The 20,415-nt window shown below is 47.2% G+C and carries 19 protein-coding genes; 12 read left to right on the plus strand and 7 right to left on the minus strand.

Going from position 1 to position 20,415, the window contains the following annotated elements:
* The first annotated feature begins 129 nt into the window (after positions 1–129).
* From AC1XUF_RS14655 to AC1XUF_RS14665, 3 genes are read left to right on the plus strand one after another with little or no spacing between them, the layout of a single operon-like run.
* A complete protein-coding gene (locus AC1XUF_RS14655; protein ID WP_483342612.1) occupies positions 130–507 on the plus strand; it encodes a DUF4143 domain-containing protein in 378 nt (125 codons plus the stop codon).
* Complete coding sequence (locus AC1XUF_RS14660; protein ID WP_483342546.1) at positions 497–706, plus strand: hypothetical protein; 210 nt, start codon at positions 497–499, stop codon at positions 704–706. Before AC1XUF_RS14655 ends, AC1XUF_RS14660 begins: the two co-directional genes overlap by 11 nt.
* A gap of 20 nt (positions 707–726) precedes the next feature.
* Positions 727–1,674 (plus strand): D-2-hydroxyacid dehydrogenase, encoded by a 948-nt coding sequence (locus tag AC1XUF_RS14665; RefSeq protein WP_483342547.1) that lies wholly within the window; start codon positions 727–729, stop codon positions 1,672–1,674.
* 3 nt (positions 1,675–1,677) lie between these two features.
* Here the strand turns inward: AC1XUF_RS14665 and AC1XUF_RS14670 are convergent, their stop codons facing one another.
* Positions 1,678–1,854: a hypothetical protein gene (locus AC1XUF_RS14670; RefSeq protein ID WP_483342548.1), complete on the minus strand. Its 177-nt coding sequence runs from the start codon at positions 1,852–1,854 to the stop codon at positions 1,678–1,680.
* Between the two features lie 24 nt (positions 1,855–1,878).
* A complete protein-coding gene (locus AC1XUF_RS14675) occupies positions 1,879–2,145 on the minus strand; it encodes a winged helix-turn-helix transcriptional regulator (RefSeq protein ID WP_483342549.1) in 267 nt (88 codons plus the stop codon).
* Between the two features lie 251 nt (positions 2,146–2,396).
* On the opposite strand from AC1XUF_RS14675, the gene AC1XUF_RS14680 reads away from it, so the two are divergent.
* Together AC1XUF_RS14680 and AC1XUF_RS14685 are read left to right on the plus strand one after the other, a co-directional pair.
* Complete coding sequence (locus AC1XUF_RS14680; RefSeq protein WP_483342550.1) at positions 2,397–3,215, plus strand: hypothetical protein; 819 nt, start codon at positions 2,397–2,399, stop codon at positions 3,213–3,215.
* Entirely contained in the window at positions 3,206–5,203 is a 1,998-nt protein-coding gene (locus AC1XUF_RS14685; RefSeq protein WP_483342551.1) for a hypothetical protein, read from the plus strand. The genes AC1XUF_RS14680 and AC1XUF_RS14685 overlap by 10 nt, the downstream gene beginning before the upstream one ends.
* A gap of 32 nt (positions 5,204–5,235) precedes the next feature.
* On the opposite strand, the gene AC1XUF_RS14690 is transcribed toward AC1XUF_RS14685, so the two are convergent.
* Positions 5,236–6,048, minus strand: coding sequence for a class I SAM-dependent methyltransferase (locus AC1XUF_RS14690; RefSeq protein WP_483342552.1), 813 nt, complete (start codon positions 6,046–6,048; stop codon positions 5,236–5,238).
* A gap of 161 nt (positions 6,049–6,209) precedes the next feature.
* Between AC1XUF_RS14690 and AC1XUF_RS14695 the strand changes: the two genes are divergently transcribed.
* Positions 6,210–7,097, plus strand: a complete 888-nt coding sequence (locus tag AC1XUF_RS14695) for a helix-turn-helix domain-containing protein (RefSeq protein WP_483342553.1) — start codon at positions 6,210–6,212, stop codon at positions 7,095–7,097.
* Positions 7,098–7,310: 213 nt separating this feature from the next.
* Here the strand turns inward: AC1XUF_RS14695 and msrA are convergent, their stop codons facing one another.
* The 3 genes from msrA to AC1XUF_RS14710 all read right to left on the minus strand — a co-directional run bounded on the left by msrA (position 7,311) and on the right by AC1XUF_RS14710 (position 13,170).
* Positions 7,311–7,802: a peptide-methionine (S)-S-oxide reductase MsrA gene (gene msrA, locus AC1XUF_RS14700; protein WP_483342554.1), complete on the minus strand. Its 492-nt coding sequence runs from the start codon at positions 7,800–7,802 to the stop codon at positions 7,311–7,313.
* A 62-nt stretch (positions 7,803–7,864) separates the two neighbouring features.
* Positions 7,865–9,193 (minus strand): gluconate:H+ symporter, encoded by a 1,329-nt coding sequence (locus AC1XUF_RS14705; RefSeq protein ID WP_483342555.1) that lies wholly within the window; start codon positions 9,191–9,193, stop codon positions 7,865–7,867.
* 182 nt (positions 9,194–9,375) lie between these two features.
* On the minus strand, positions 9,376–13,170 hold the full coding sequence (locus AC1XUF_RS14710) for a choice-of-anchor Q domain-containing protein (protein WP_483342556.1): 3,795 nt from the start codon (positions 13,168–13,170) through the stop codon (positions 9,376–9,378).
* A 586-nt stretch (positions 13,171–13,756) separates the two neighbouring features.
* Here AC1XUF_RS14710 and AC1XUF_RS14715 point away from each other — a divergent pair.
* Positions 13,757–14,062 (plus strand): ArsR/SmtB family transcription factor, encoded by a 306-nt coding sequence (locus AC1XUF_RS14715; RefSeq protein WP_483342557.1) that lies wholly within the window; start codon positions 13,757–13,759, stop codon positions 14,060–14,062.
* Between the two features lie 12 nt (positions 14,063–14,074).
* Complete coding sequence (locus AC1XUF_RS14720; RefSeq protein ID WP_483342558.1) at positions 14,075–14,578, plus strand: SRPBCC family protein; 504 nt, start codon at positions 14,075–14,077, stop codon at positions 14,576–14,578.
* A 313-nt stretch (positions 14,579–14,891) separates the two neighbouring features.
* Here AC1XUF_RS14720 and AC1XUF_RS14725 read toward each other — a convergent pair whose 3' ends face one another.
* Complete coding sequence (locus AC1XUF_RS14725) at positions 14,892–15,473, minus strand: class I SAM-dependent methyltransferase (protein ID WP_483342559.1); 582 nt, start codon at positions 15,471–15,473, stop codon at positions 14,892–14,894.
* A 116-nt stretch (positions 15,474–15,589) separates the two neighbouring features.
* Between AC1XUF_RS14725 and AC1XUF_RS14730 the strand changes: the two genes are divergently transcribed.
* The 4 genes from AC1XUF_RS14730 (at position 15,590) to AC1XUF_RS14745 (ending at position 20,320) form a co-directional block, all read left to right on the plus strand.
* Positions 15,590–16,021 carry a hypothetical protein gene (locus tag AC1XUF_RS14730; protein WP_483342560.1) on the plus strand — a complete coding sequence of 144 codons (432 nt, stop codon included), beginning with the start codon at positions 15,590–15,592 and terminating at the stop codon, positions 16,019–16,021.
* Positions 16,022–16,317: 296 nt separating this feature from the next.
* The gene (locus AC1XUF_RS14735; protein ID WP_483342561.1) at positions 16,318–18,579 is read left to right on the plus strand and encodes a TonB-dependent receptor; all 2,262 of its coding nucleotides are present in this window, start codon (positions 16,318–16,320) and stop codon (positions 18,577–18,579) included.
* Positions 18,580–18,584: 5 nt separating this feature from the next.
* Positions 18,585–19,631, plus strand: coding sequence for a sensor histidine kinase (locus AC1XUF_RS14740; protein ID WP_483342562.1), 1,047 nt, complete (start codon positions 18,585–18,587; stop codon positions 19,629–19,631).
* On the plus strand, positions 19,628–20,320 hold the full coding sequence (locus tag AC1XUF_RS14745; protein WP_483342563.1) for a LytR/AlgR family response regulator transcription factor: 693 nt from the start codon (positions 19,628–19,630) through the stop codon (positions 20,318–20,320). Before AC1XUF_RS14740 ends, AC1XUF_RS14745 begins: the two co-directional genes overlap by 4 nt.
* Positions 20,321–20,415 lie beyond the last annotated feature (95 nt).

Here is a 20,415-nt window from a genome sequence, read left to right on the forward strand (position 1 = left end):
ATCTAGTTATCAAATACTTATGAATTTTATACGACACCTGGAAGAAGCCATTCAAATACAAAAGAGAAGTATCCGGTAATAGCTATAACAGGTCCACGGCAATCCATCCGGGATACAAGACAGTTCAGGATATTTTTAGGATTATGTGCCGCCAGAGTTGGCCAACTGCTCAATCTTAATGCTCTGGCAAATGAATGTGGCATCTCTCAACCAACCGCAAAAGCCTGGCTATCCATTCTGGAAAGCAGCTATGTGATCTTTCAGCTGCAGCCATTTTATCAAAATTTCAACAAAAGGATTGTTAAAACCCCAAAGCTATATTTCTATGATACTGGCTTGTTATGTCATATTTTAGGAATGAGAACCCGCAAAATATTGCTCGAAAGCCCTTTGAGGGGCAACATTTTCGAAAACCTGATTGTATCTGAATTTTACAAAAAAAACGAACATCAATATCTTCATCGCGATTACTGGTTCTGGCGAGATTCCAATGGTCATGAAAATTGATCTGCTCTCCCAAAACGGCAATGTTTTCGATATTTTTGAAATTAAATCAACTCAGACCATCATCACCGCTCACTTCAAAGGAATGGATTATTTCAGCGACCTGGCCGAGAATAAAATCGGGACCAGGACTCTTATATATGGCGTGACCGATAATCAACCAAGAACCAAATACAACATCTTAGGCTGGAAAAACATTTAAATTCTGATCATTAACCATTTATGAACATCACAATCCTCGACGGCTATACTTTAAATCCTGGCGATCTTGACTGGGAGCCCATCCACAGACTTGGCAATGTAAAAATTTACGACAGATCGAATGCTGACGAAATTGTAGAACGGGCCGGCGACGCAGAAGTTCTTTTGGTAAACAAAGTGGTTTTGTCCGAAGCCACATTAAACCAGCTTCCCAAACTGAAATACATTGGTGTAATGGCTACGGGATTCAACAACATCGACATCGCAGCCGCCCGAAAAAATCATGTTATCGTGACCAACGTGAAAGCCTATGGACCCGCGTCAGTAGCACAGCAGACTTTCGCGTTGCTTTTATCATTGGTCAACCGTGCCGAAACGCATAGCCAAAGTGTTTTTGCGGGCGATTGGGCAGCATCGCAGGATTTTTGTTACTGGAAAACCCCGCTGACCGAATTGGCAGGGAAAACGATGGGCCTTATCGGGTTGGGCGACATCGGCTCGCAGGTTGCCAAAATAGCGCAGGCATTTGGAATGCAAGTCATTGCCTACCGGAAACATCCCGCCGAAGCGGACGAAGTGAAAATGGTAACGCTGGACGAAATATTTGAAAAAAGCGACGTCCTCAGCCTGCATTGCCCGCTGACCGACGATACCCGCGAAATGATCAATAAAAACACGCTTTCCAGGATGAAGTCCAATGCCATTTTGCTTAATACGGGTCGTGGGCCGCTGATCCGGGAAGCAGACCTCGCCGAAGCACTGGCAAACGGGACGATTGCCGGTGCAGGGCTGGACGTTTTGTCTGTAGAACCGCCAAGGCCCGATAACCCGCTGCTTGCCGCTCCCAATTGCGTTGTCACGCCACATGTAGCTTGGGCCACTTTCGAGGCGCGGAAACGATTGCTGCAAATGGTGGCCGACAACCTGGTAAGTTTCGTAAAGGGAGAGCCTGTTAACGTCGTCTCGTAGCGACTACTTCTTCTTCCCGCCCCAATCGTTCTTCATTCGTGAGTACGACTTCTTGCTTACTGTTTTCTTGCTCTTGGGGCGGGAAGTGCCTTTTTTCTTGCGGGCATTGATATTGTTGACCAATGAATTCTTAACGCCCAGTCTGTTCTTTTTCCTGCTATGACGCCTAGCCTTTGCCATACCGATGAAGTTTTAGCCGCGGCCTCAATTTTCATGCCGGAACTCCATGATCCTTTCCTTATGCTCATTGCCCCATTTGATCATCTCAAGAATAATGTCGCCGAATGACCGGCAATAATCTGTGGCAGTATATTCCACCGTTACTGGAGTGGTAGGCACTACGGTCCGCTGAATGAGCTGGTTGGCCTCCATTTCCCTCAGTTCGCGGGAGAGCATGCGTGTCGTGATCTTTGGAAGCAGTGACGCTTCCAGCTTCATCACAGGTGCCGAAATGATCATGGACGGCGGCATGAGCCTGAAGCATTAGTTGCTCCCAAAACTGTTTTTCGGCGAGTGCGCGCTGAAAATGAATCGTGTGAACAGTGGACAAGGCTATCTGAAAAGGTAGCCTTGTTTCATTTAAGCTGGAACCTTCGCTGTGATTGCGAGGGAAGAAAATAGTTTTACAGAAGATTTTTAAGGAAATTCAAGATTCTAATCCAATATGGCGGAATAAATTACCGGGTAAACAGGCTACATCAAAGGAATAAGATTCAACGATTATGAGCGAAAACATTGGAAAGGCAGAAACCAGCCTGCCTGAATTTGAACCGGTCAGAAGGTCCCACAGACGAAACCAACCTGTCTCTCCCGCTATACCGGTATCCCTTTTTTTAATCCTTTGCCTGGTCCTGATCGGGATGTTTGGTCTGTCGGCACTCTGGGTGGTGGGAATTGCCGCGATCCTGCTTTTCAAATTCCTTGATCAAGCCACCAGGTTTCCCAAGTGGATCTACCCCGCCCTTTTTCTGTTTCTTGGGCTAATGATCTGGAGTTTTTTCTCGAACGGTCCTATCATTTCTAATCCAATTGCAAACTGGGTATACAATCATTCCGGTTTTGACTCCATGCGGGCAGAGCCTACGGTAGTTGTTTCCGACGATGATTTCCTACCCCCGAGAGACTCGGCAACCCAGGTTCAGGCAGGGAGCCCGGCTAAGGAGCCTGAGAAGGACGAACAACCCCTGCCCCAGGTCAACTTACCCGAAAGCCAAAAGGATGCATCCATAAAGCCTGCAAAAGAAATGGCAGTTACACCTTCTGATCCGGATTCAAAAGCCTTTGACAACTTTTTAAACAAGGGCCTGAAAGCCGTTGAAGACGAGCAGTATGATGTAGCCAATCAGAATTTCAAAAACGCTTTCAAGGCAAATCCGAAAGATCCCCGGTTACAGCAACTTGCAGCCGAATTCAGGAAAACAGCGGACGAAAAATGCCAGGATTTTAAAAATGCCAATGCCAAAGAATTGAGCCATATCCCAAACAATTATTACCGATACGCAGCCTCACTCACTCAAACAGTTCCATTGAAATGCGATTAAATCTTTACCTGACTTTCCTATTGCTGTGTTTAAGCAACGCAATAGCCTGGTCTCAAGAACAATTCCCCAAAAAAGAGCTTTACTCAGTCTGGATGATTGCGGAGGAAAAGCTCGATGCTGGAAAGTTCAACGAAGCACTGGCATTGTATAAGTCTTACCCCAAAGATTCCAGCTTCATGCTGAGGACTAGGCAGATGAACGTAATCAACGAAATTGTAAAGGACGGAGAACGGCTCTATAAAAAGGATCAGTATGCCGAAGCGCTCGACAAATTCAAGGAGTACCGGAAATTAAGAAACATCGGGACGCTGCGGTTTTTTGAAGACAAAATCGAGGATTGCCTCAACCAGATCAACAAAGGAAATGTCACCGAATTAACGGCGCAGCAACGCGTCATTACCGGCTTCGAATTCGCCTACCGCGGACGTGAAAAGTTGAGCAAACTGGATACAGCAGGTGCAAAAAATGATTTCAACAATGCCAAAACCCTTGGAGGAAACAGAAACAACATTCTCAGAGAACAATATATAGAAGGATTGAGGATTACAGAGGAATTAACAAAATGGGGAAGCAGGCATTTAGGTAGTGCCCATAAAAACCTGTCTGCCTACGAAGAAGCGAAGGCGCTTGAAACCTACCGGAACATCCGTAACATTGATATTCCCGAGATTGAGACGAGGATCAAAGAATTGACAAGCGGCCTGGACGGAAAAACGTCTCTGTCGGACATTGCTAAGCTATGCGACATGGATCTGCTGATACGCTACGTCGAAACAAACAAATCTACCATCAAAACATACGATTTCCTGATCACAAGGCTGAGGGAATTCAAAAGCACCCGACAGAAGATCGATATTCTCAAACAGAATAAGACAAACGCCGAAACGGTCAGGAGCGCCTACACGAGCCTGATTTCCTGGACGGAAGACCTCCCGATCGAGATTCGGGGGGAAATGAAAGGCTGCATTCAAAATGAATATGCCGGCTATATAGCTACCTTACCGGCGCCTCCTAAGCCTCGCGGCACAAATTGCGATGGACTTGAGAGCTTTTCAAAAGGGATTACATTGGTCCGGAGAGAACTTGCCAGTTGTAACGTGGCCAGAGCGAGGCAGCTTTGGAGAGAAACGATTTCGTTCCTGCAAGGCTGCCCCAATGGGCCTGGATTACTCAAAGCCAACAGCAGCTTGAGAGACTCCATCAACGTTTTTGCGAAAAGCGACAGCCTGCTGGTCGTTTATCGGAACGAGATCGGGGACCTCAAAAAAACAGGCGAATGCCCCAAGACACTCAGAATATATGAGCAAATGAAGTCGCTCAAAACTTGTGATCATGCGGCACTCGACGCAGAAGTAAGCAACGGAATGGACGAAGCAAAGAAATGCCAGAAACTAAGCTGGTTCAAACCCCAAATCGTTGGCAGCATTGCCGCTGTGATGCCCAAATACACGATTGCTGATATCAAAAAGGATATGGCAACAGGCTGGATGGCCTCCGGCGGAATCGCCCTATCTTACACTGATCATAAGAACCTGGCAGAATTCCTGGCCGGGATCGAATACTTTAAAACAAGCTACTACTCCACAGTCGGCCCCTCCGGCTCTGTATTGGAGGATTTTACTATAAATGGCTTAAATGCGTTCCTGGGCATCAAGCTGCACCTTCCAAACACCAACCCAAAGAAATTACGTCCCTATTTCAGGTTCGGCCCGGAATTACAGATCCCGCTCTCCTATCAGTACGAAAATCACTCCACCTTCACTAAGAACGATAATCTGGACGAATTGCAAAAAACAGTACTGTTCTTGTCGGGCGGTATAGGTATTGAAATCCAAAAAGAGCGGTTTGGTGCATTCCTGGAAGCTTTTGGGGCTGCCGGATTGGGTAATATTTATAACTCCAAAGTCTCCCATCTTAACTTACCGCAACAAAAAGTGGATGCGGGATTCAACAAGGTAGGTGTCAAGATCGGGCTGCGTATTTGGTAGCATCCGGATAGGTACTTCGGGCCATCCTCTGATTAACGTACTACCGTCACTTTTAGGAATGTGGCGGCGATAGAGGTATTGCTCTTATCGGCACTTTGGTTTTGATTATCAAATAAAATTTCCAATTCCCGCTGCAAATCAGCATCCTTCCCGTTTTTTTCGGCCGTTTCAAATGCGTTCATCGTGGGACCGTAGTAGTTTTTGAATGTATCCACCAGCTCCGCCGATGGATAGGGCGCTTCAAATCTGAAAGTCTCTCTGGAGAACGAAACATTTTCCTCTGAAGCCCCGGCCTGCACAAAACGCTCCTTAACCTGGCTTTCCACACCCCACAACATGGGACTGATGAACCCCTCCGGCGGCGCGGGCGTATAGGCCGAACTTACCTTCAAAATCTGGGCTACCAATGTCGGGTCTCCCGGTATCCAGTTTCCCATGACAATCCTTCCGCCTGACCGTGTAACCCGGAACATCTCTTTCGCCACGTCAAATGGCTTTGGCGCAAACATAGCTCCGAAAATACTGACGACAAGATCAAATGTCTGGTCATTGATATCGTGCAGGTCCGTTGCGTCGCCTTCACGGAATGTGCAGTTCGTAAGCCCCTCCGCTTTCGCCCGGGCATTTCCTGCCTCCACGAGGTTCCTTGCTATGTCAACTCCCAGGACGTTTGCGCCAAGCCTGGCTTCGGGAATTGCGGTGGTCCCATCACCACAGCCCAGATCGAGAACATGCAGCCCTTTGGTAATGCCCAATTCTGCCACCAGCGCGGAACCGCTGTCCCGCATGGTTTCCGCAATTCTTGTAAAATCACCCTTTTCCCACAATGCTTTGTTTGGATTCATTTGCCTTTCAGTTTTAACGTAAAAAATATTTTACAATATTAGTCGCTGATCCAGGCTTGCCGATGACTCAAAAGTTCAATATTCTGACTTAAAAGGTCACCCATTCATTTAATTTCACCATTTATTGTCTACTTGGTCTTACCAGATAAACCGGATCGGATATGGTCAACTTTTTTGAGCGCGTCTTACAGCATCCCCAATATTATCGACAGTTTAATTGCGGCAAATCACTCATTACGGCTTTCAATTGTCCCATGGAAGCTCGTCTGATGAAAACCCGCTTTGCAGATTTGTGGACACAGTACAACTACCTTTTTTATGTAATTGACGGCGAAAAGATCTGGCATACCGCAAAAAATTGCTATCACATCCAAAAAGATAGTTGTGTCTTTGTCAGAAAAGGAGGATTTATCCTGGAACAATTGATGGATACCGGCTTTTGTGTCATGCTGTTCTTTATCCCCGATGATTTTATCTGTGATACCCTGCATTCGAAAACAACACCTCTACTCAAGTACGAGGACCGGCATGAACCTGTCATGTTGCTGGAATCAAACGGTACGCTGAAAGGTTTTTTTCTCTCGATGTCGACCTATTTTGCAGAAACACAGGCCCCCGACCCTTCGCTGCTTGAACTGAAATTCAAGGAACTGGTGCTCAACATCGCCGATAATGCCGTCAACACACAGCTTCTCTCTTATTTCTGCTCTCTATTACATCAGCCAAAGGAAATGTTACTAAAGGGAGTGATGGAAGACAATTTTTGCTATAACCTGAAACTGGACGAATATGCGGAACTAAGTAACCGCAGCTTATCGGCTTTCAAGAGGGATTTTGAAAAGCTATTTCATACCACCCCAGGCAGGTGGCTGTTGGAAAAACGGCTGCAACATGCCATGCACCTGATCTGTAACAGACATAAGACGGTGAGCGAAGCGGCTTTTGAAAGCGGCTTCGAAAATTCTTCCCATTTCAGCAGGGCGTTTAAAAAACGATTTGGCAAAGGCCCAACTGCCATGAAGAGCGATAATGCCGTTGTTCTGGTTTAACGGGGCCTGCCTCTATCTTATGCGCTCGTCAGCGAAACATAGCTGAACGCCTGTTCTTTGGAAGCGGGATGAAAACAGGGACACGTGAGGAGAGGTCTGACGCCAAATTATACAAATCCGGCGCTTGGGCGGGGTAACCGTTTTTCTAGGTAAGGTCATCATGGATAGAAATATAAAACGGCCTTGAAATCTGCATTTCAAGGCCGTTTTATATTAGCTCAGTTTCCAACTGGGCCTTTCAAAATGGCAAGTGTAGCCGCCAGGATGTTTTTGCAGATAATCCTGGTGTTCGGCTTCGGCATTCCAAAAGTCCGTTGCCGGAACAACCTCGGTAACAATCTTGCCTGGCCAGATGCCCGAGGCTTCCATCTCGGCAATCAGCTTGTTGGCCGTCTCATGCTGAGTTTCGTCCAGGTAAAAAATAGCGGAACGGTAAGAAGTTCCTATGTCGTTTCCTTGCCGGTTCCTTGTTGTTGGGTCATGGATCTGGAAGAAATATTCAAGCAGCGCGCGATAAGTTAATCTCGATGGATCGAAGACGATCTCTATACCCTCCGCATGCGTGCCATGGTTCCGGTATGTCGCATTGGGCACATCACCACCCGTGTATCCCACTACGGTTGAAATCACGCCTGGCTGGTGCCTGATCAGTTCTTCTACTCCCCAAAAGCACCCCCCTGCCAAAATGGCTTTTTCAGTAGTCATATTGTTCATTTTTAGATAACAGAGCAATATCGCAAATTCCATGCCCACCATTGGTGGCTGCACTAGCGCTGGCAGTAAGTCAGAAACCAATGGAGTGCCATCACGCCCGCTAATCCCATAACGGAAACCAATGTTTCCATGATAGACCAGGTTCTCAGGGTATCTTTCATTGAAAAATTAAAATATTCCCGGAAAAGCCAGAAGCCTGTATCGTTGACGTGGGAAAACATCATACTGCCTGCGCCGATGCTTAGTACCATAAGATTGGCGTCGACCCCTGTTGAAATAAGCAACGGGCTCATGAAACCCGCAGTAGTTATGCCGGATACAGTTGAAGAGCCCACAGAAACCCGGATCAGTGCCGCCATACCCCAGCCGAGTACATAGGGATGCATCGTCGAATGTCCCATCATATCTGCGATGGATTGGTTCACTCCGCCGTCCGTCAAAACCTGCTTAAAAGCACCTGCTCCACCAAAGATCAGGAAAAGCATCGCCACATCCTTGATGGCGTCAGTCAACAGATTGGTTACTTCCTGCATAGATTTCCCCTGCCTCAAACCTAGTGTAAAAGTTGCCAGGATGACCGCCAGAAACATGCTGATGATCGGTTCTCCTGTAAAGACCAAAGTTTTTCTGATCCATGACTCTGCCGGTAAAAACGGACTGATCACTGTGCTCATTCCAATTAAAATGAGTGGAAATAAGAGCGTAAAAAAGCTCGTAAATGCGGATGGTGCCTGCTCAAAATCCATATCGGGTGCAACAAAGGCTGGATTGGGGAGGTTGGTATACTTTTTCAATGTCGACCCAAACAGTGCCCCAGCTACTAATATGGTAGGAATGGCAATCAGTATTCCGTAAAAAAGCGTGGTACCCATAGAGGCATCGAACTGTTTCAGAATCGCCAGAGGTGCGGGATGGGGAGGCAGGAATCCCTGAGTAACGGAGAGAGAGGCCAGCATAGGCAGACCAATGTACAAGGCCGGCAATTTATAGCGATATGCCACGGTGATCACTACCGGGGTCAGCAACATGAACGCGACCGAATAGAACAAAGGCAAACCGACGATAAAACCTGTCAGCATGAATGCCCATCGTGCATTGGACGTGCCGACGAATTCCATCAATTTAAAAGCGATGCGCTCAGCAGCACCGCTTTGGGCCACCAGTTTGCCAAGCATGGCACCCAACGCAATAATGGCAGTAATGGAACCCAATGTGCCCCCTATCCCCTTTTGGATAGAATCAACAATGGTGAGGACCGGTAGCCCCAGCGCCAGGCCCACGCCTAAGGTTACAGCGAGAAACGCCAGGAAAGTATTTAGGCGGACGAAGGAAATAAGCGCAATCAATGCCAGAATACCAATCAGGGTAATCGCTAAGGACATTCGGTTGTTTGGTTTATTGAAAAATCAAATACCAGGCCCAGGGTTATCTACTTGTCGGCTGCTTCAGAAAAAGCACCCGGAATCGCCCCTGACTGTTGCCTTTATAAGCCTCGTGATGGATTCCTGCGAAGAGGATTACGCCCCTTCGCAGGTCTACAGGCCCTCGTCAAAAAGTTCGGGATTTATTCTTTAATCACTCTAAAAACATGATTTCCCCCAGCTTTCAATAGCAATATCCCCGCTGGCAATGCCGATATATCTACTTTTTGGGAAGCGGATGATCTTTTAACGGTCTTTAAAATCCTGCCGTTTGATCCAACAAAATCCACAAACGTCGCATCGGTCTTTTTCCAGTCGATCCAGAGTTCATTTTTAGCAGGAACAGGATAAGCGAGCATTGCGTCCGTCCCAGACAGGTTAACTGAAATGATTTGGCTATAAGCTGTTTTTCCGTCCAGCTCAATAACTTTTAAACGATAATAAGCATGGTCACCTGAGTGGGTAAGGGAGTCCGTAAAGCTGTAAGAGGTGTTTGCCAAGGTATTGGCAGCTATCTGCCCGATTTTGTTAAATGCTTTTACATTTTGGCTGTACTCGACATGATACATTTTTATGCCTTCCTGCTCCACGACCTCCCAATCGAGCCTGGTTTGTCGACTATCGGTGCTTTTTCCTTCAAAGCTCACCAGGCGAACAGGCAGAGGGTTCTGGCTGGCGGTGCCGCCAAAAAAGCCGCTGAACCCATCTACATTGAAACTCACTTCCCAGCGGTTCATACCAGCATTCCATACGATACCCTCGTCCTCGGGGTCGATCACTTTACGGGAACCTGCATAAGATGCCGGAGTTCCGCTTCCGTTGGAACTTGGTCCATGAAATTGGTAAATCCTTAGGTTGGCTATCCTGTCTTCCTCACCGTCCGGATCTCCTGTAGGCAAATAGGCCGTCTCCGATAATTTCAGGTTCAATGCATCAAATTCCGCCTGGGTAAAGTACAACACTACGCGCCCAAGTGATTCTTCGGCATGTTCGGACGGGGCAATGTCATAGTGCCTTTGCAGGTAAAATGCATCGCTGAATGAATTCACCTGGTCATCGACCCAAACTTTGGCAGTGACCGAACCACTCAGAACTTCCGGTCTCAGCGTCAGAAGGTCGGATTCACATTCATCTCCATCAACGGTGAAAGTATGAGGCTGGTTATTTTCGAAGACAAAAGAACTTTCTTGTCCATTCCCTGCCAATGCAGTCGCACTTGGCGGGCGAACACCCTGAAATTCCAAAGCGCCAATGTCCACCATGTCGTTAACGATCCTTGGGTTACCAGCCGCGTCTTGCAGGGAAAGCAACCCTACTTGATAATAAAAATCATTACCTGCATCGATTGCCGGGCTACATGGTATCAGCGAAAAATCATTGGTACTGCTATTGGTAAATCCCGGGTCTTCATCCAGGTTGCCGCCACCGTCTTCTATTTCGTTATCATCACTGTAGAGCTTCCAGTTATAGCTTCCTCCGCTGCCTCCAATAATGCTGGCCACAATTCCGCCATATGTAAGCTCCGCTTTGAAATCGGGCTCAGGATCATCCCCATTTTCATCCGGGCTGTTATCCGACAAGCGATTGTCGTAGAGGATGCTATTGAACAGAAGTACTTGGCCTTCTTTAATGCCCACCGCCGGTCCGCTTCCCAGGGACAAATTCCTTGTGACCGTGGTATTAAATAAGTTCAAAGAAGCACCATAGGATGGGATCACTGCTATTCCACTGCCAGCTTCCGTATCAATATTATTGTAAAAAAGAGAATTTGATACAAACAGCGGAGATGCGAGCAATGCCATACCACCGCCGCTAAAACCAATGTTGTTTTTGAGTACGACGTTTTCTATCAGGAGAAAAGACTCCACTGCAATGATTCCTGAGCCGTAATCAAAGGGCACATCTATTTCATTGATGGAAATCGAATTTCTCAGATTTCCATCTTTGTTATTGCCGTCCTCTATGGTGAAACCGTTTAACACTGAGCTAAAATTCTGCAGCCCGACTATAGTAACCACGCGGTAGGCATTGTCATTATATTTCAAATCGAAATCGTGGTTGGCAACAAATTCGTCAAAGTTGAAATCATCGTCCCCGTTGAAGTCTCCGCTTAAAGTACTCGCATTGGCTGATAGACTCAGGTCGCGTTCGTCTAGCGTCTCTTCATCTCCGGCAAAACCGCCAAATAAGCTCACGCCATCGACCATCAGAAAAGTATTGTATTGACCATTCGCAACTTTGGACAAATCATCGGGACGATAAAGCGGAGTATATTTCCCGCCTGAAACCCATATTTGATCAACATTGATGTCAATAGCAGCGGCATAAAGTGCATCGGCGACTTCGGCGGCGGCATTTTCCCAGCTGTCCCCGGTCATGGTACCAGAGCCATTTTTCTTAACAAACAGTATCCCATCCTCATTGGGGGTCAGGTCGGAAGCCAGGGTTCCGTATAGGCTTTCCAGTGCACCAATGTCTACTGTGCCCCCGGTAAACCTTGGCACACCTCTCTGATCCGTTACTAACGCTGACAAATCAGGCGTCTGCCCCGCCTGAAAGTACAGATTGTTGCCCGCGTTAATGCCGTGGCTGATGGGCTGCAAAGAAGGCAGACTGAACTGAAAGAATGGCTCTTCATCCAGGTTATGACCCTGGTCTGTTCCGAAATCAGGATTCCAGGCGGCACTTCCGCCACTTCCTCCGATGATGCTGTATGCAAATGATGCGGAAGCATCCGCGTCAATGAAAATGTCCGGATCATCATTCGCTTGATTTTCGTAGACAATGGTGTTCCTGATCTGAGCGGCAGTACCGGCTCCGTTAAAAGCAATCCCGCCTCCGCTATTTCCTGCGGTATTGCGCGTAAGGGTCGCGTTGGTGATGACTGGTGAAGATTTGTCAAGATATATGGTACCGTAATCGTTCGAATAATTAGACCCGAACAATGCATTGGTCAATATAAAATTGGATTCAGATCCGTAAATGGCACTACCTGAATTCGCTTGGTTAAATAAAAAAAAGAGATTGCTGAAGGAAGGGGACGAGTTAACAGCGGCAATTCCGGCACCGTAACCTCTCGAAATTTCCTGGCCATTTACGGTGATTGCGTCTGTGCCATCCGCATATCCATCAACAATGGTAAAACCGTCCAGACTGGCACTGCCTACTGCCCCTGCCGAAAGCACCACGTGATATGCATTGTTAGTGTTGTTACCTTCATCTTCGGGGTCGAAAACATCTCCGCTCAAAACAGTAGCGTAATCTTCTTCACCCTCTCCAAAGGAACTGGGAGTAATTTTCAGATTTCGCTCAGCAACCGATGTTTCGGTTCCTTTAAAGCCGCCATATATTTTGACGTCAGGTAGCATCATAAATACATTGTCCCGAAAATTGTAATCATCCCCCTCACTCAAATAGCGGTGATCGTAAAGCGGATAATAAACTCCATTGGCAACCCAGATCTGCTCGATCCCAGTCTTTTCTTTGGCGAAAAAAAGTGCATCTGCCAGTTCGTTGAATGCATTGTCCCAGCTGCTGCCATCTCCCGATCCGGTCGCCTTATAATTGACATACAGGATCGGCGGCACGTCCGCTGTTGCGGATGTTCTTGCACCCGATGAAAGTGATTGGGCTTTCGGGGTTCTTCTCTTCCTGGCGATAATCGCCTTCTTCAACCAGTTCTGTACCGAGTCTTTTGTCGCCGACTTTTTCCCATTTATTGCCGCGAGACGGTTCATGCGACCCGAAGGCCTGGTTAATCCAGGTAGTCCGGACTTGTTTTTGAAGAATTCAAAATTGGTGTTTGCGTGTTTGATCCCATCGCCTGCATTTTGCCTGGAAAACGTATGCGGTACCGCATACTGGGCCCGCGCGTGTGAAATGGTGAGCAGGGATAGGATGACGAATAAATAGAGAAGCGTAGAAGTTTTTAATCGCATAATGAACCTTGGATTTTAAAAGAAAAAGTTGAAAAGAACGAAGAAGTTAGTGAGCAAAGCGCGAACGGAATTCCTTTTACTTGCAGCCACAATCTCTTTGTAAATTATTATTTCTTAACGGCTTACGGAGATACAGGAGGTTGCAAAAACGGCACGGAAGCCAAATTCGCCTGAAAATGTCGTGATCACCTCTGAAAAAGGAAGAATCTCAGGTATACATTGAAAACAGTGGATTGTATTGAACGTATCCACAAAGGATGCTGCTAATATAAGCGGCCAAGTAAGTTGGATACGGTGATTTCGGTGCCAGAGGTGATGGCAAAACGGATGATAAAAACGTGATCGCCGGGCATACTCCCCATAAGGGTAAAAACCAGGTTCACAGCAAGCGAAGACAAATGCCTTGCCAACGTGCCAGCTTACTCCTTTACCTGTCCGGGCCGGAAAGGAACCTGGTTTTTTTTGCTGAAATCGGCTGTGGATCGAAAGAGACTCCTCATTTCGCGTTAAGTGCAAGATTTTAAGTAAAAAATTTGCGCAGTTGATCGACTGCATTTATATTTGCAGCCAATCAACTGCGCATAATATGAGACGAGACGTTTTCCAGGCCATCGCGGATCCTACCCGCAGGGCGATTTTGGGTCTGGTAGTAGCGGGGGCTATGACACCTAATGCAATTGCGGAGCATTTTGACAGTGCTCGACAGACCATTTCGAAGCACATCCAGATACTAACCGAATGTGAAGTACTGGTGCAGAAAAAGACCGGCAGGGAAATCTACTATCACTTTAACCCCAGGAAAATGAAAGAGATTGATATCTGGCTGGAGCGCTTTCGCCAGATGTGGGAAGACAGCTATAATCAGCTGGATGACGTATTAAAAGACCTCTAAACCAGATAGACTATGACAAACCATTTTGTATTCGAATCAGACCTTGCTGCTAAAACGATTCACATTGTCCGCGAATTTAACGCGCCGGTCGAAAAGGTATGGAGAGCCTTCACAGATGCTGACCTGCTTGAAAAATGGTTCGCACCCAAACCGTGGAAGGTGGAAACCAGGATCATGAATTTTACCGTCGGCGGAGTATGGCTATATGCCATGGTTGGCCCGGACGGCCAGAAACACTGGACCCAATATGAATTTACCGCAATAGAAAATGGCATCTCCTATTCAACAACAGGCATGTTTTCTGATGAAAACGGCAATACAGGTGTTGATGCGCCTAAATCATACCGGGATATCAAATTCTCGTCCGTTGGCAGCAACAGATCGAAGGTCGATACGCTGATTACCTTTACCGACGAAGCCACGGTTAAAATGTTCGTTGAAGGAGGAGGTTTCGAAAACGGCACCGCTACGACGCTTAACCAACTGGATGAGCTGCTGGCTTCGGTCAGGATTTGATTGGTGTTCAGCACAGCATCCCATTTCGCCAGATCGAGCACTGTCGATAGAAAAGCGACACTGGGCCGCAAGACACGATAAGCCAGTGCGCGCTGGAAATGATCCTGCGACCACAGGTAGCCATCTGCGCGATTCGGAATAACATTGCTCAGGAAAGTTGTTTGTGTGGAAGTCATACCGGCAGGAGTAAGCTTGCACAATGGCTTCGACACTATCCATGCGGATCTGCGACTTCGCACAGGGCGAGACCAGCAGGTAGGACACCAGCGACAGATAAAAAATTCGCAGAAGCATGTTGTGGGAGAACTAGGCTTTACAGCTTGACAGCATGATAATAATGATTTCCCCCCTCATCTTCAAATTCTTCCATAACAGAAAGTCCTGATGCAGAAAGTAATTCTTTGTAATTCTCCGCTCCAAGCGATCTCGATTCAACGGAAGTAATCGCATCCTTCCAATTCACTTGTTGAGATGGAGCCGTAAACAAGAGCTTTCCACCGGTATGCAAGGCATTTGCTGTTTTTTGCAGCACAATTTCCTGTGTTTTTTCTGTTAGAAGAAATAGTAGTCCCCAGGCAAGAATACCATCAAATTGGCGATTAAAAAATGAAGAATCTTCCGCGGCCTCACAGGCAACGGGATTATCGGGGAAGTTCTGCCGGAAGATTTGAACCATGGAAGGCGATGCATCCATCCCATATACAGCCAAACCTTCATCCATCAATACTTTGGAAATAGGTAAGCCTGTTCCGCATCCAAGGTCAAGCACAGCTGCATTGGAAGGCAATGCTTTTGCCCAAAGCCGAACAGAAGATGTACCGATGCCATTGGTACCCGTTCCGCGCCTGCTGATGAAGGCAGCCGCGTTTTCTTCGTAGCCGTTTGATTTATCCATGAACCGATATTTAAAATAGAAGTAAGATTGTTATCCGGCTTGACGACCAAATTGTCACTTTTCGTTACAACGCGAGTGGCCAAATATGTGTCTTCATTTTTTAACAGAAAAAAGCTATGACCAGGTTATTACTATTCATCTTATTTATACTTGCATTTACAGGGTGCAAGAAAGAAAATAATCTAATTCCATTGGAGGAGATCGCTTCGATTGTAGGGAAATGGCGAGCAGTCGAATACCATCAAGTTCGTGGCGATTCGACGACTACACAACAAGTACCAGAACAAAATTCCTGGGTTTACGAATTTCGGTATGATGGCGTGCTTCTGAACGAAAACGGATACGTCCCCTGCTGCCTTCCGGCACAGTATTATTTAAATGGAAACCTTTTCAAGCCCACGCCTGCTAAACCGGCCGAGCTAGACCCCATCTGCGCTTCCTCGCTGTGTGTAGCTTGCCCGGAAATGAAAATTTCACAGCCTTCACCTGATACGCTGGTCATCGAAACCTGCGAAGGCTACTTTACAACATTCGCCCGTGAAGATTAACAGAGTCTGTCTCTATATCGCAGAGCTGTGGCACGACCGTTGTGCAGGACTCGGTTTTTGAAGAGTACTTAGCGGAAACGGGAATAAGACAGCCTTCATAGGAATCTGATAGTGGTAATCACAGGTGCAAGAAGTTAGCAGCGATATGATATCGGATAGGCTATTTTTTGCCCTATTTTTCAGTCACGCCCCGGGGTTTAAAGCGGTTTAACCACAACATTCGACTGATTAGTCACTATTCTCACGGCGACGCGCTGTCATTGCCTAAATTTGCATAGGGAAATGACTGGGATTTTATGACTTTATCGGCTAAACTGCCATTTTTGCTCTTTTGCATTACAGGCCACTTTGTGCTGGCGCACCAGGGCACACTTAAAGGTCATGTTTACGATTTAACGACAAAAAAGCCGCTTGCCTCGGCCACGGTCCAGATCGCCGGGACCACCCTGTTCGCTGTAACCGACGAAGAGGGGGCCTTTAAGATCAAAAGTATAGATGCCGGCAGCTACCAGGCAAGTGCTTTTGCTTTGGGCTTTGAGAAAGAAACAAAGTCCTTCAAAATTTCCGATACAGAAACCACCTCTCTGGATTTTCATCTCCGGACCGGCGCTATTGAGCTTTCTGAACTTAAAGTGCAGGCACCCAACGCGCACAGTCAGCAGCTGATCAGCGCGATCGATATCCGGCTCCGTCCGGTGAATAATTCCCAGGAGGTGCTCAGAATGGTGCCGGGGCTATTTATCGGTCAGCATGCAGGCGGCGGCAAAGCAGAACAGATATTCCTACGGGGTTTTGACATTGATCATGGTACCGACATCAGTATCAGTGCCGATGGCATACCGGTGAACCTGGTCTCGCATGCCCACGGCCAGGGATATGCCGATCTGCATTTTATCATACCCGAACTGATTGAAAATGTAAGTTTTAAAAAGGGGCCCTACTCCGCTGAAAAAGGGAATTTCGCCACAGCCGGCTGGGTAGACTTTCAGACCAGGGATGTGCTCGACAGAAGTTTTCTCAAAGTGGAGGCCGGGCAGTTTGATACCTACCGGGGAACGGGAGGATTTGATTTGTTATCCGACCAGAAAAAGCAGCGGGGGGAGTCGGCCTATGTGGCAGGCGAGTATAGTTTCAGCAACAGCTATTTTGATTCGCCGCAACATTTTAAACGCATCAATGGTATCGCCAGATACAACAGGAAGATAGGAGAAAGTAACGATCTGAATGTTTCCGTATCCCACTTTTACTCCAAATGGAACCATTCAGGGCAGATTCCCGACCGTGCCGTAGCATCCGGGCTGATCTCGCACTTTGGGGCTATCGATGACCGGGAAGGGGGCGAAACTTCCAGGACAAACGCAAGCGTGAAATTAACGACCCAGTTAAAAAACGGCGGTTTGATCAAAAACCAGTTGTACTACTCGCATTACGACTTTACGCTGTATTCCAACTTCACATTCTTTCTCGTGGATTCCATTAACGGGGACCAGATCAGACAAAAAGAGAAACGGGATATCCTGGGCTACAACGGAAGTTACACAAGGGCAGGTTATCTGGGCAGCATGCCCACAGAAACGTCTTTCGGCGTGACCTACCGGCAGGACCTGACCGACAGTTCAGAACTTTCCAGGACTGTAAACCGGTCAGTAACAAACAGCAGGATAATGCTGGGCAATATCAATGAAACCAACCTGGGCGTATATGTCAGTGAGACGGTTACATTAAAACACAACCTGAGCCTGAATGCAAGCCTTCGTTATGATCAGTTTTTTAACCGCTATCAGGATCTGCTGACTTCAACAAGCAGTAAAGCAAAGGCAGGAATATTATCTCCAAAAGTCAACCTGTATTATACACCGTTCAATAACTTACAGTTGTATGTCAATGCCGGCAAAGGTTTTCATTCGAATGATACAAGAGTAGTAGTTGCTGAACGGGGCCGAGATATCCTGCCGCCGGCGTACGGAACAGACCTTGGACTGAACTGGAAACCCGCACCCAGGTTATTTCTCAATATCGCTGCCTGGTATTTACGGCTCAAACAGGAATTTGTCTATGTGGGCGACGAAGGGGTGGTAGAGGCCAGCGGGAGGACACGCAGAAAGGGGATTGACCTGACAGCCCGGTATCAAATCTCAAAGTACCTTTTTGTAGATACCGACGTGAACCTGGCCAAACCCCGCTCCATCGATGAAGAGAAAGGAAACGATTACATCCCTTTGGCGCCGGTTTTCACTTCTTCCGGAGGACTTACCTTCAAAAAACCAGCAGGCTGGAACGGCTCGCTCCGGTACCGCTATATGGCCGACCGCCCTGCCAACGAGGATTACAGCATCGTAGCAAAAGGCTATTTCATAGCAGATGCGCTCATTAATTACAGTCAAAAAAGATATAATGTGGGGCTCTCTGTGACGAATATTTTTAATACAAAGTGGAAGGAAACCCAATTTGCCACCAAAAGCAGGCTTAAAAACGAAGCTCAGCCTGTCGAGGAAATTCATTTTACGGCGGGTAGCCCGTTTTTTGCTAAACTTGCTTTTACCTTTTATTTAAAATAGGAACCGTGAAAAATCAGATCAGGACATACATCTATCATACCATTGGTTGCCTGGCCTTTGTGTTCCTTCCGCTGGTGATCTCACCACGCCCGCCCGAGGAAACCGGCGCTTTCTTTAACCGCCCGACTGTACGTGACCTGATCGCGAATGTATTGATGCTCTTGTTTTTTTACATGAATTATTACCTGGTAATCCCCAGGATCTACTTCAGGGAAAAGTACCTCAGCTATTTCATTGTGGTGGCAATCAGCTTTGTGCTGATCATTATCCTGCCTTCCTTGCTGACAGGCGAGGATTTTACAGCGAATACCCGGGGCCCCTCCCCGGCCAGTCAGATGATGCCGGACGGGATGCCCAGAAAACCGCAAAGCCCCTTCATCATGGAGGTGCGCCACCACATTTACCTATTTTGCGTGGTCATCCTTTTTTCTATTTTATTACAGGTCAACCGGCGTTTTCTCCAGTCCGAGCGGGATAGGGCCGAGGCCGAGCTGGCCAACCTGAAAGCGCAGATTCATCCGCATTTTCTCTTTAACACGCTCAACAGTATCTACGCGCTTTCTGTCACAGGAAGCGATAAAGCGCCCGACAGTATCGTGAAGCTATCCGAATTCATGCGGTACCTGCTGAAGGATGCCAGGGAAAACCAGGTGCAGCTGTCCAAAGAACTGGATTATATATCCAATTACCTGGATTTGCAGGCTTCACGGCTCAGGGATTCGGTTCAGATCCATTTTGAATTGTCCGGGGCACCCGGCGACAGCAGGATTGCGCCCCTTCTGCTGTTTGCATTTATAGAAAACGCTTTCAAGCATGGCGTAAATCCCGAGGAAGATTCTCAAATAGATATCCGCATTTCGATGTCGGAAGCAGCGGTTGAGCTGCTGGTACGCAACAACAAGGTCGAAATCAACAATAAAGAAAATTCTTTGGGGATCGGAGTTTCCAATTCCCGGGAGCGCCTTGCACGTCTTTATCCTCAAAAGCACAGATTAACAATCGAAAATAGGCCAGATTATTTTCAGGTAACCCTGTCCCTTCAACTGTCATGATCAAAGCCATAGCCATTGACGATGAGAGGCCCGCGCTGGAAATCCTTGGGGCCTTTTGTGGCAGGACAGATTTTATTGACCTGCAAAAGACCTTTACCAAAACCGGTCAGGCGCGTCAGTACCTGGAAGAAAACCCGGTCGACCTTATTTTTCTGGATATCAACATGCCGGTCGTTTCCGGGATCGATTTTTTTAAAAATATCCCGCATCCGGCTATGGTCATCTTTACGACCGCCTACGCCGAATATGCCGTGGAGAGTTATGAACTTAACGCGGTCGACTACCTTTTAAAGCCTTTTTCGCAGGACAGATTCCTTCGGGCTGCAAACAAGGCATTGGAACTCTATAAAGCAGCCAGACAGCTATCCGCGCCAGTCTCACCAGTGCTTTACTTTAGGGTTGATTATGGATTAGTCCCGATTGCTGTCAATGAGATCCTCTTTATAGAAGGGCTCGACAATTATCTTAAGATTCATCTTGTAGGTCAGAAGCCTGTGGTCGTAAGACTTACCATGAAAGCGATGATGGAAAAGCTGCCCGAACCTGACTTTGTCCGCGTGCACCGCTCCTACATCGTATCATTACAGAAAGTAAGCAGCTTTCGCAATAAAATGATCCAGATCGCCGACGAAGAGATCCCCGTCGGCACCAGCTATGAAGAGCATTTCAAAAGCATCTTCAAATCCTGATTCGCCACAACATTCGGCAAATTCGCCACTATTTTTTTCGGACCTGCCGGGAATGCGCGTTAAGCCCATTGAAATCAACTCACAATCGGTTCCTA

It is taken from the genome of Dyadobacter sp. HNCC25DJ185 (genome assembly GCF_056895195.1).

Excerpts from the sequence above, each read along its gene's own strand:
- AC1XUF_RS14745 (WP_483342563.1), top strand. The coding sequence starts at position 19,628 with ATGATCAAAGCCATAGCCATTGACGATGAGAGGCCCGCGCTGGAAATC.
- AC1XUF_RS14725 (WP_483342559.1), bottom strand. The coding sequence starts at position 15,473 with ATGGATAAATCAAACGGCTACGAAGAAAACGCGGCTGCCTTCATCAGC.
- AC1XUF_RS14730 (WP_483342560.1), top strand. The coding sequence starts at position 15,590 with ATGACCAGGTTATTACTATTCATCTTATTTATACTTGCATTTACAGGG.
- msrA (WP_483342554.1), bottom strand. The coding sequence starts at position 7,802 with ATGACTACTGAAAAAGCCATTTTGGCAGGGGGGTGCTTTTGGGGAGTA.
- AC1XUF_RS14665 (WP_483342547.1), top strand. The coding sequence starts at position 727 with ATGAACATCACAATCCTCGACGGCTATACTTTAAATCCTGGCGATCTT.
- AC1XUF_RS14710 (WP_483342556.1), bottom strand. The coding sequence starts at position 13,170 with ATGCGATTAAAAACTTCTACGCTTCTCTATTTATTCGTCATCCTATCC.
- AC1XUF_RS14675 (WP_483342549.1), bottom strand. The coding sequence starts at position 2,145 with ATGCCGCCGTCCATGATCATTTCGGCACCTGTGATGAAGCTGGAAGCG.
- AC1XUF_RS14705 (WP_483342555.1), bottom strand. The coding sequence starts at position 9,193 with ATGTCCTTAGCGATTACCCTGATTGGTATTCTGGCATTGATTGCGCTT.
- AC1XUF_RS14715 (WP_483342557.1), top strand. The coding sequence starts at position 13,757 with ATGAGACGAGACGTTTTCCAGGCCATCGCGGATCCTACCCGCAGGGCG.
- AC1XUF_RS14685 (WP_483342551.1), top strand. The coding sequence starts at position 3,206 with ATGCGATTAAATCTTTACCTGACTTTCCTATTGCTGTGTTTAAGCAAC.
- AC1XUF_RS14660 (WP_483342546.1), top strand. The coding sequence starts at position 497 with ATGAAAATTGATCTGCTCTCCCAAAACGGCAATGTTTTCGATATTTTT.
- AC1XUF_RS14720 (WP_483342558.1), top strand. The coding sequence starts at position 14,075 with ATGACAAACCATTTTGTATTCGAATCAGACCTTGCTGCTAAAACGATT.
- AC1XUF_RS14735 (WP_483342561.1), top strand. The coding sequence starts at position 16,318 with ATGACTTTATCGGCTAAACTGCCATTTTTGCTCTTTTGCATTACAGGC.
- AC1XUF_RS14680 (WP_483342550.1), top strand. The coding sequence starts at position 2,397 with ATGAGCGAAAACATTGGAAAGGCAGAAACCAGCCTGCCTGAATTTGAA.
- AC1XUF_RS14690 (WP_483342552.1), bottom strand. The coding sequence starts at position 6,048 with ATGAATCCAAACAAAGCATTGTGGGAAAAGGGTGATTTTACAAGAATT.
- AC1XUF_RS14695 (WP_483342553.1), top strand. The coding sequence starts at position 6,210 with ATGGTCAACTTTTTTGAGCGCGTCTTACAGCATCCCCAATATTATCGA.
- AC1XUF_RS14670 (WP_483342548.1), bottom strand. The coding sequence starts at position 1,854 with ATGGCAAAGGCTAGGCGTCATAGCAGGAAAAAGAACAGACTGGGCGTT.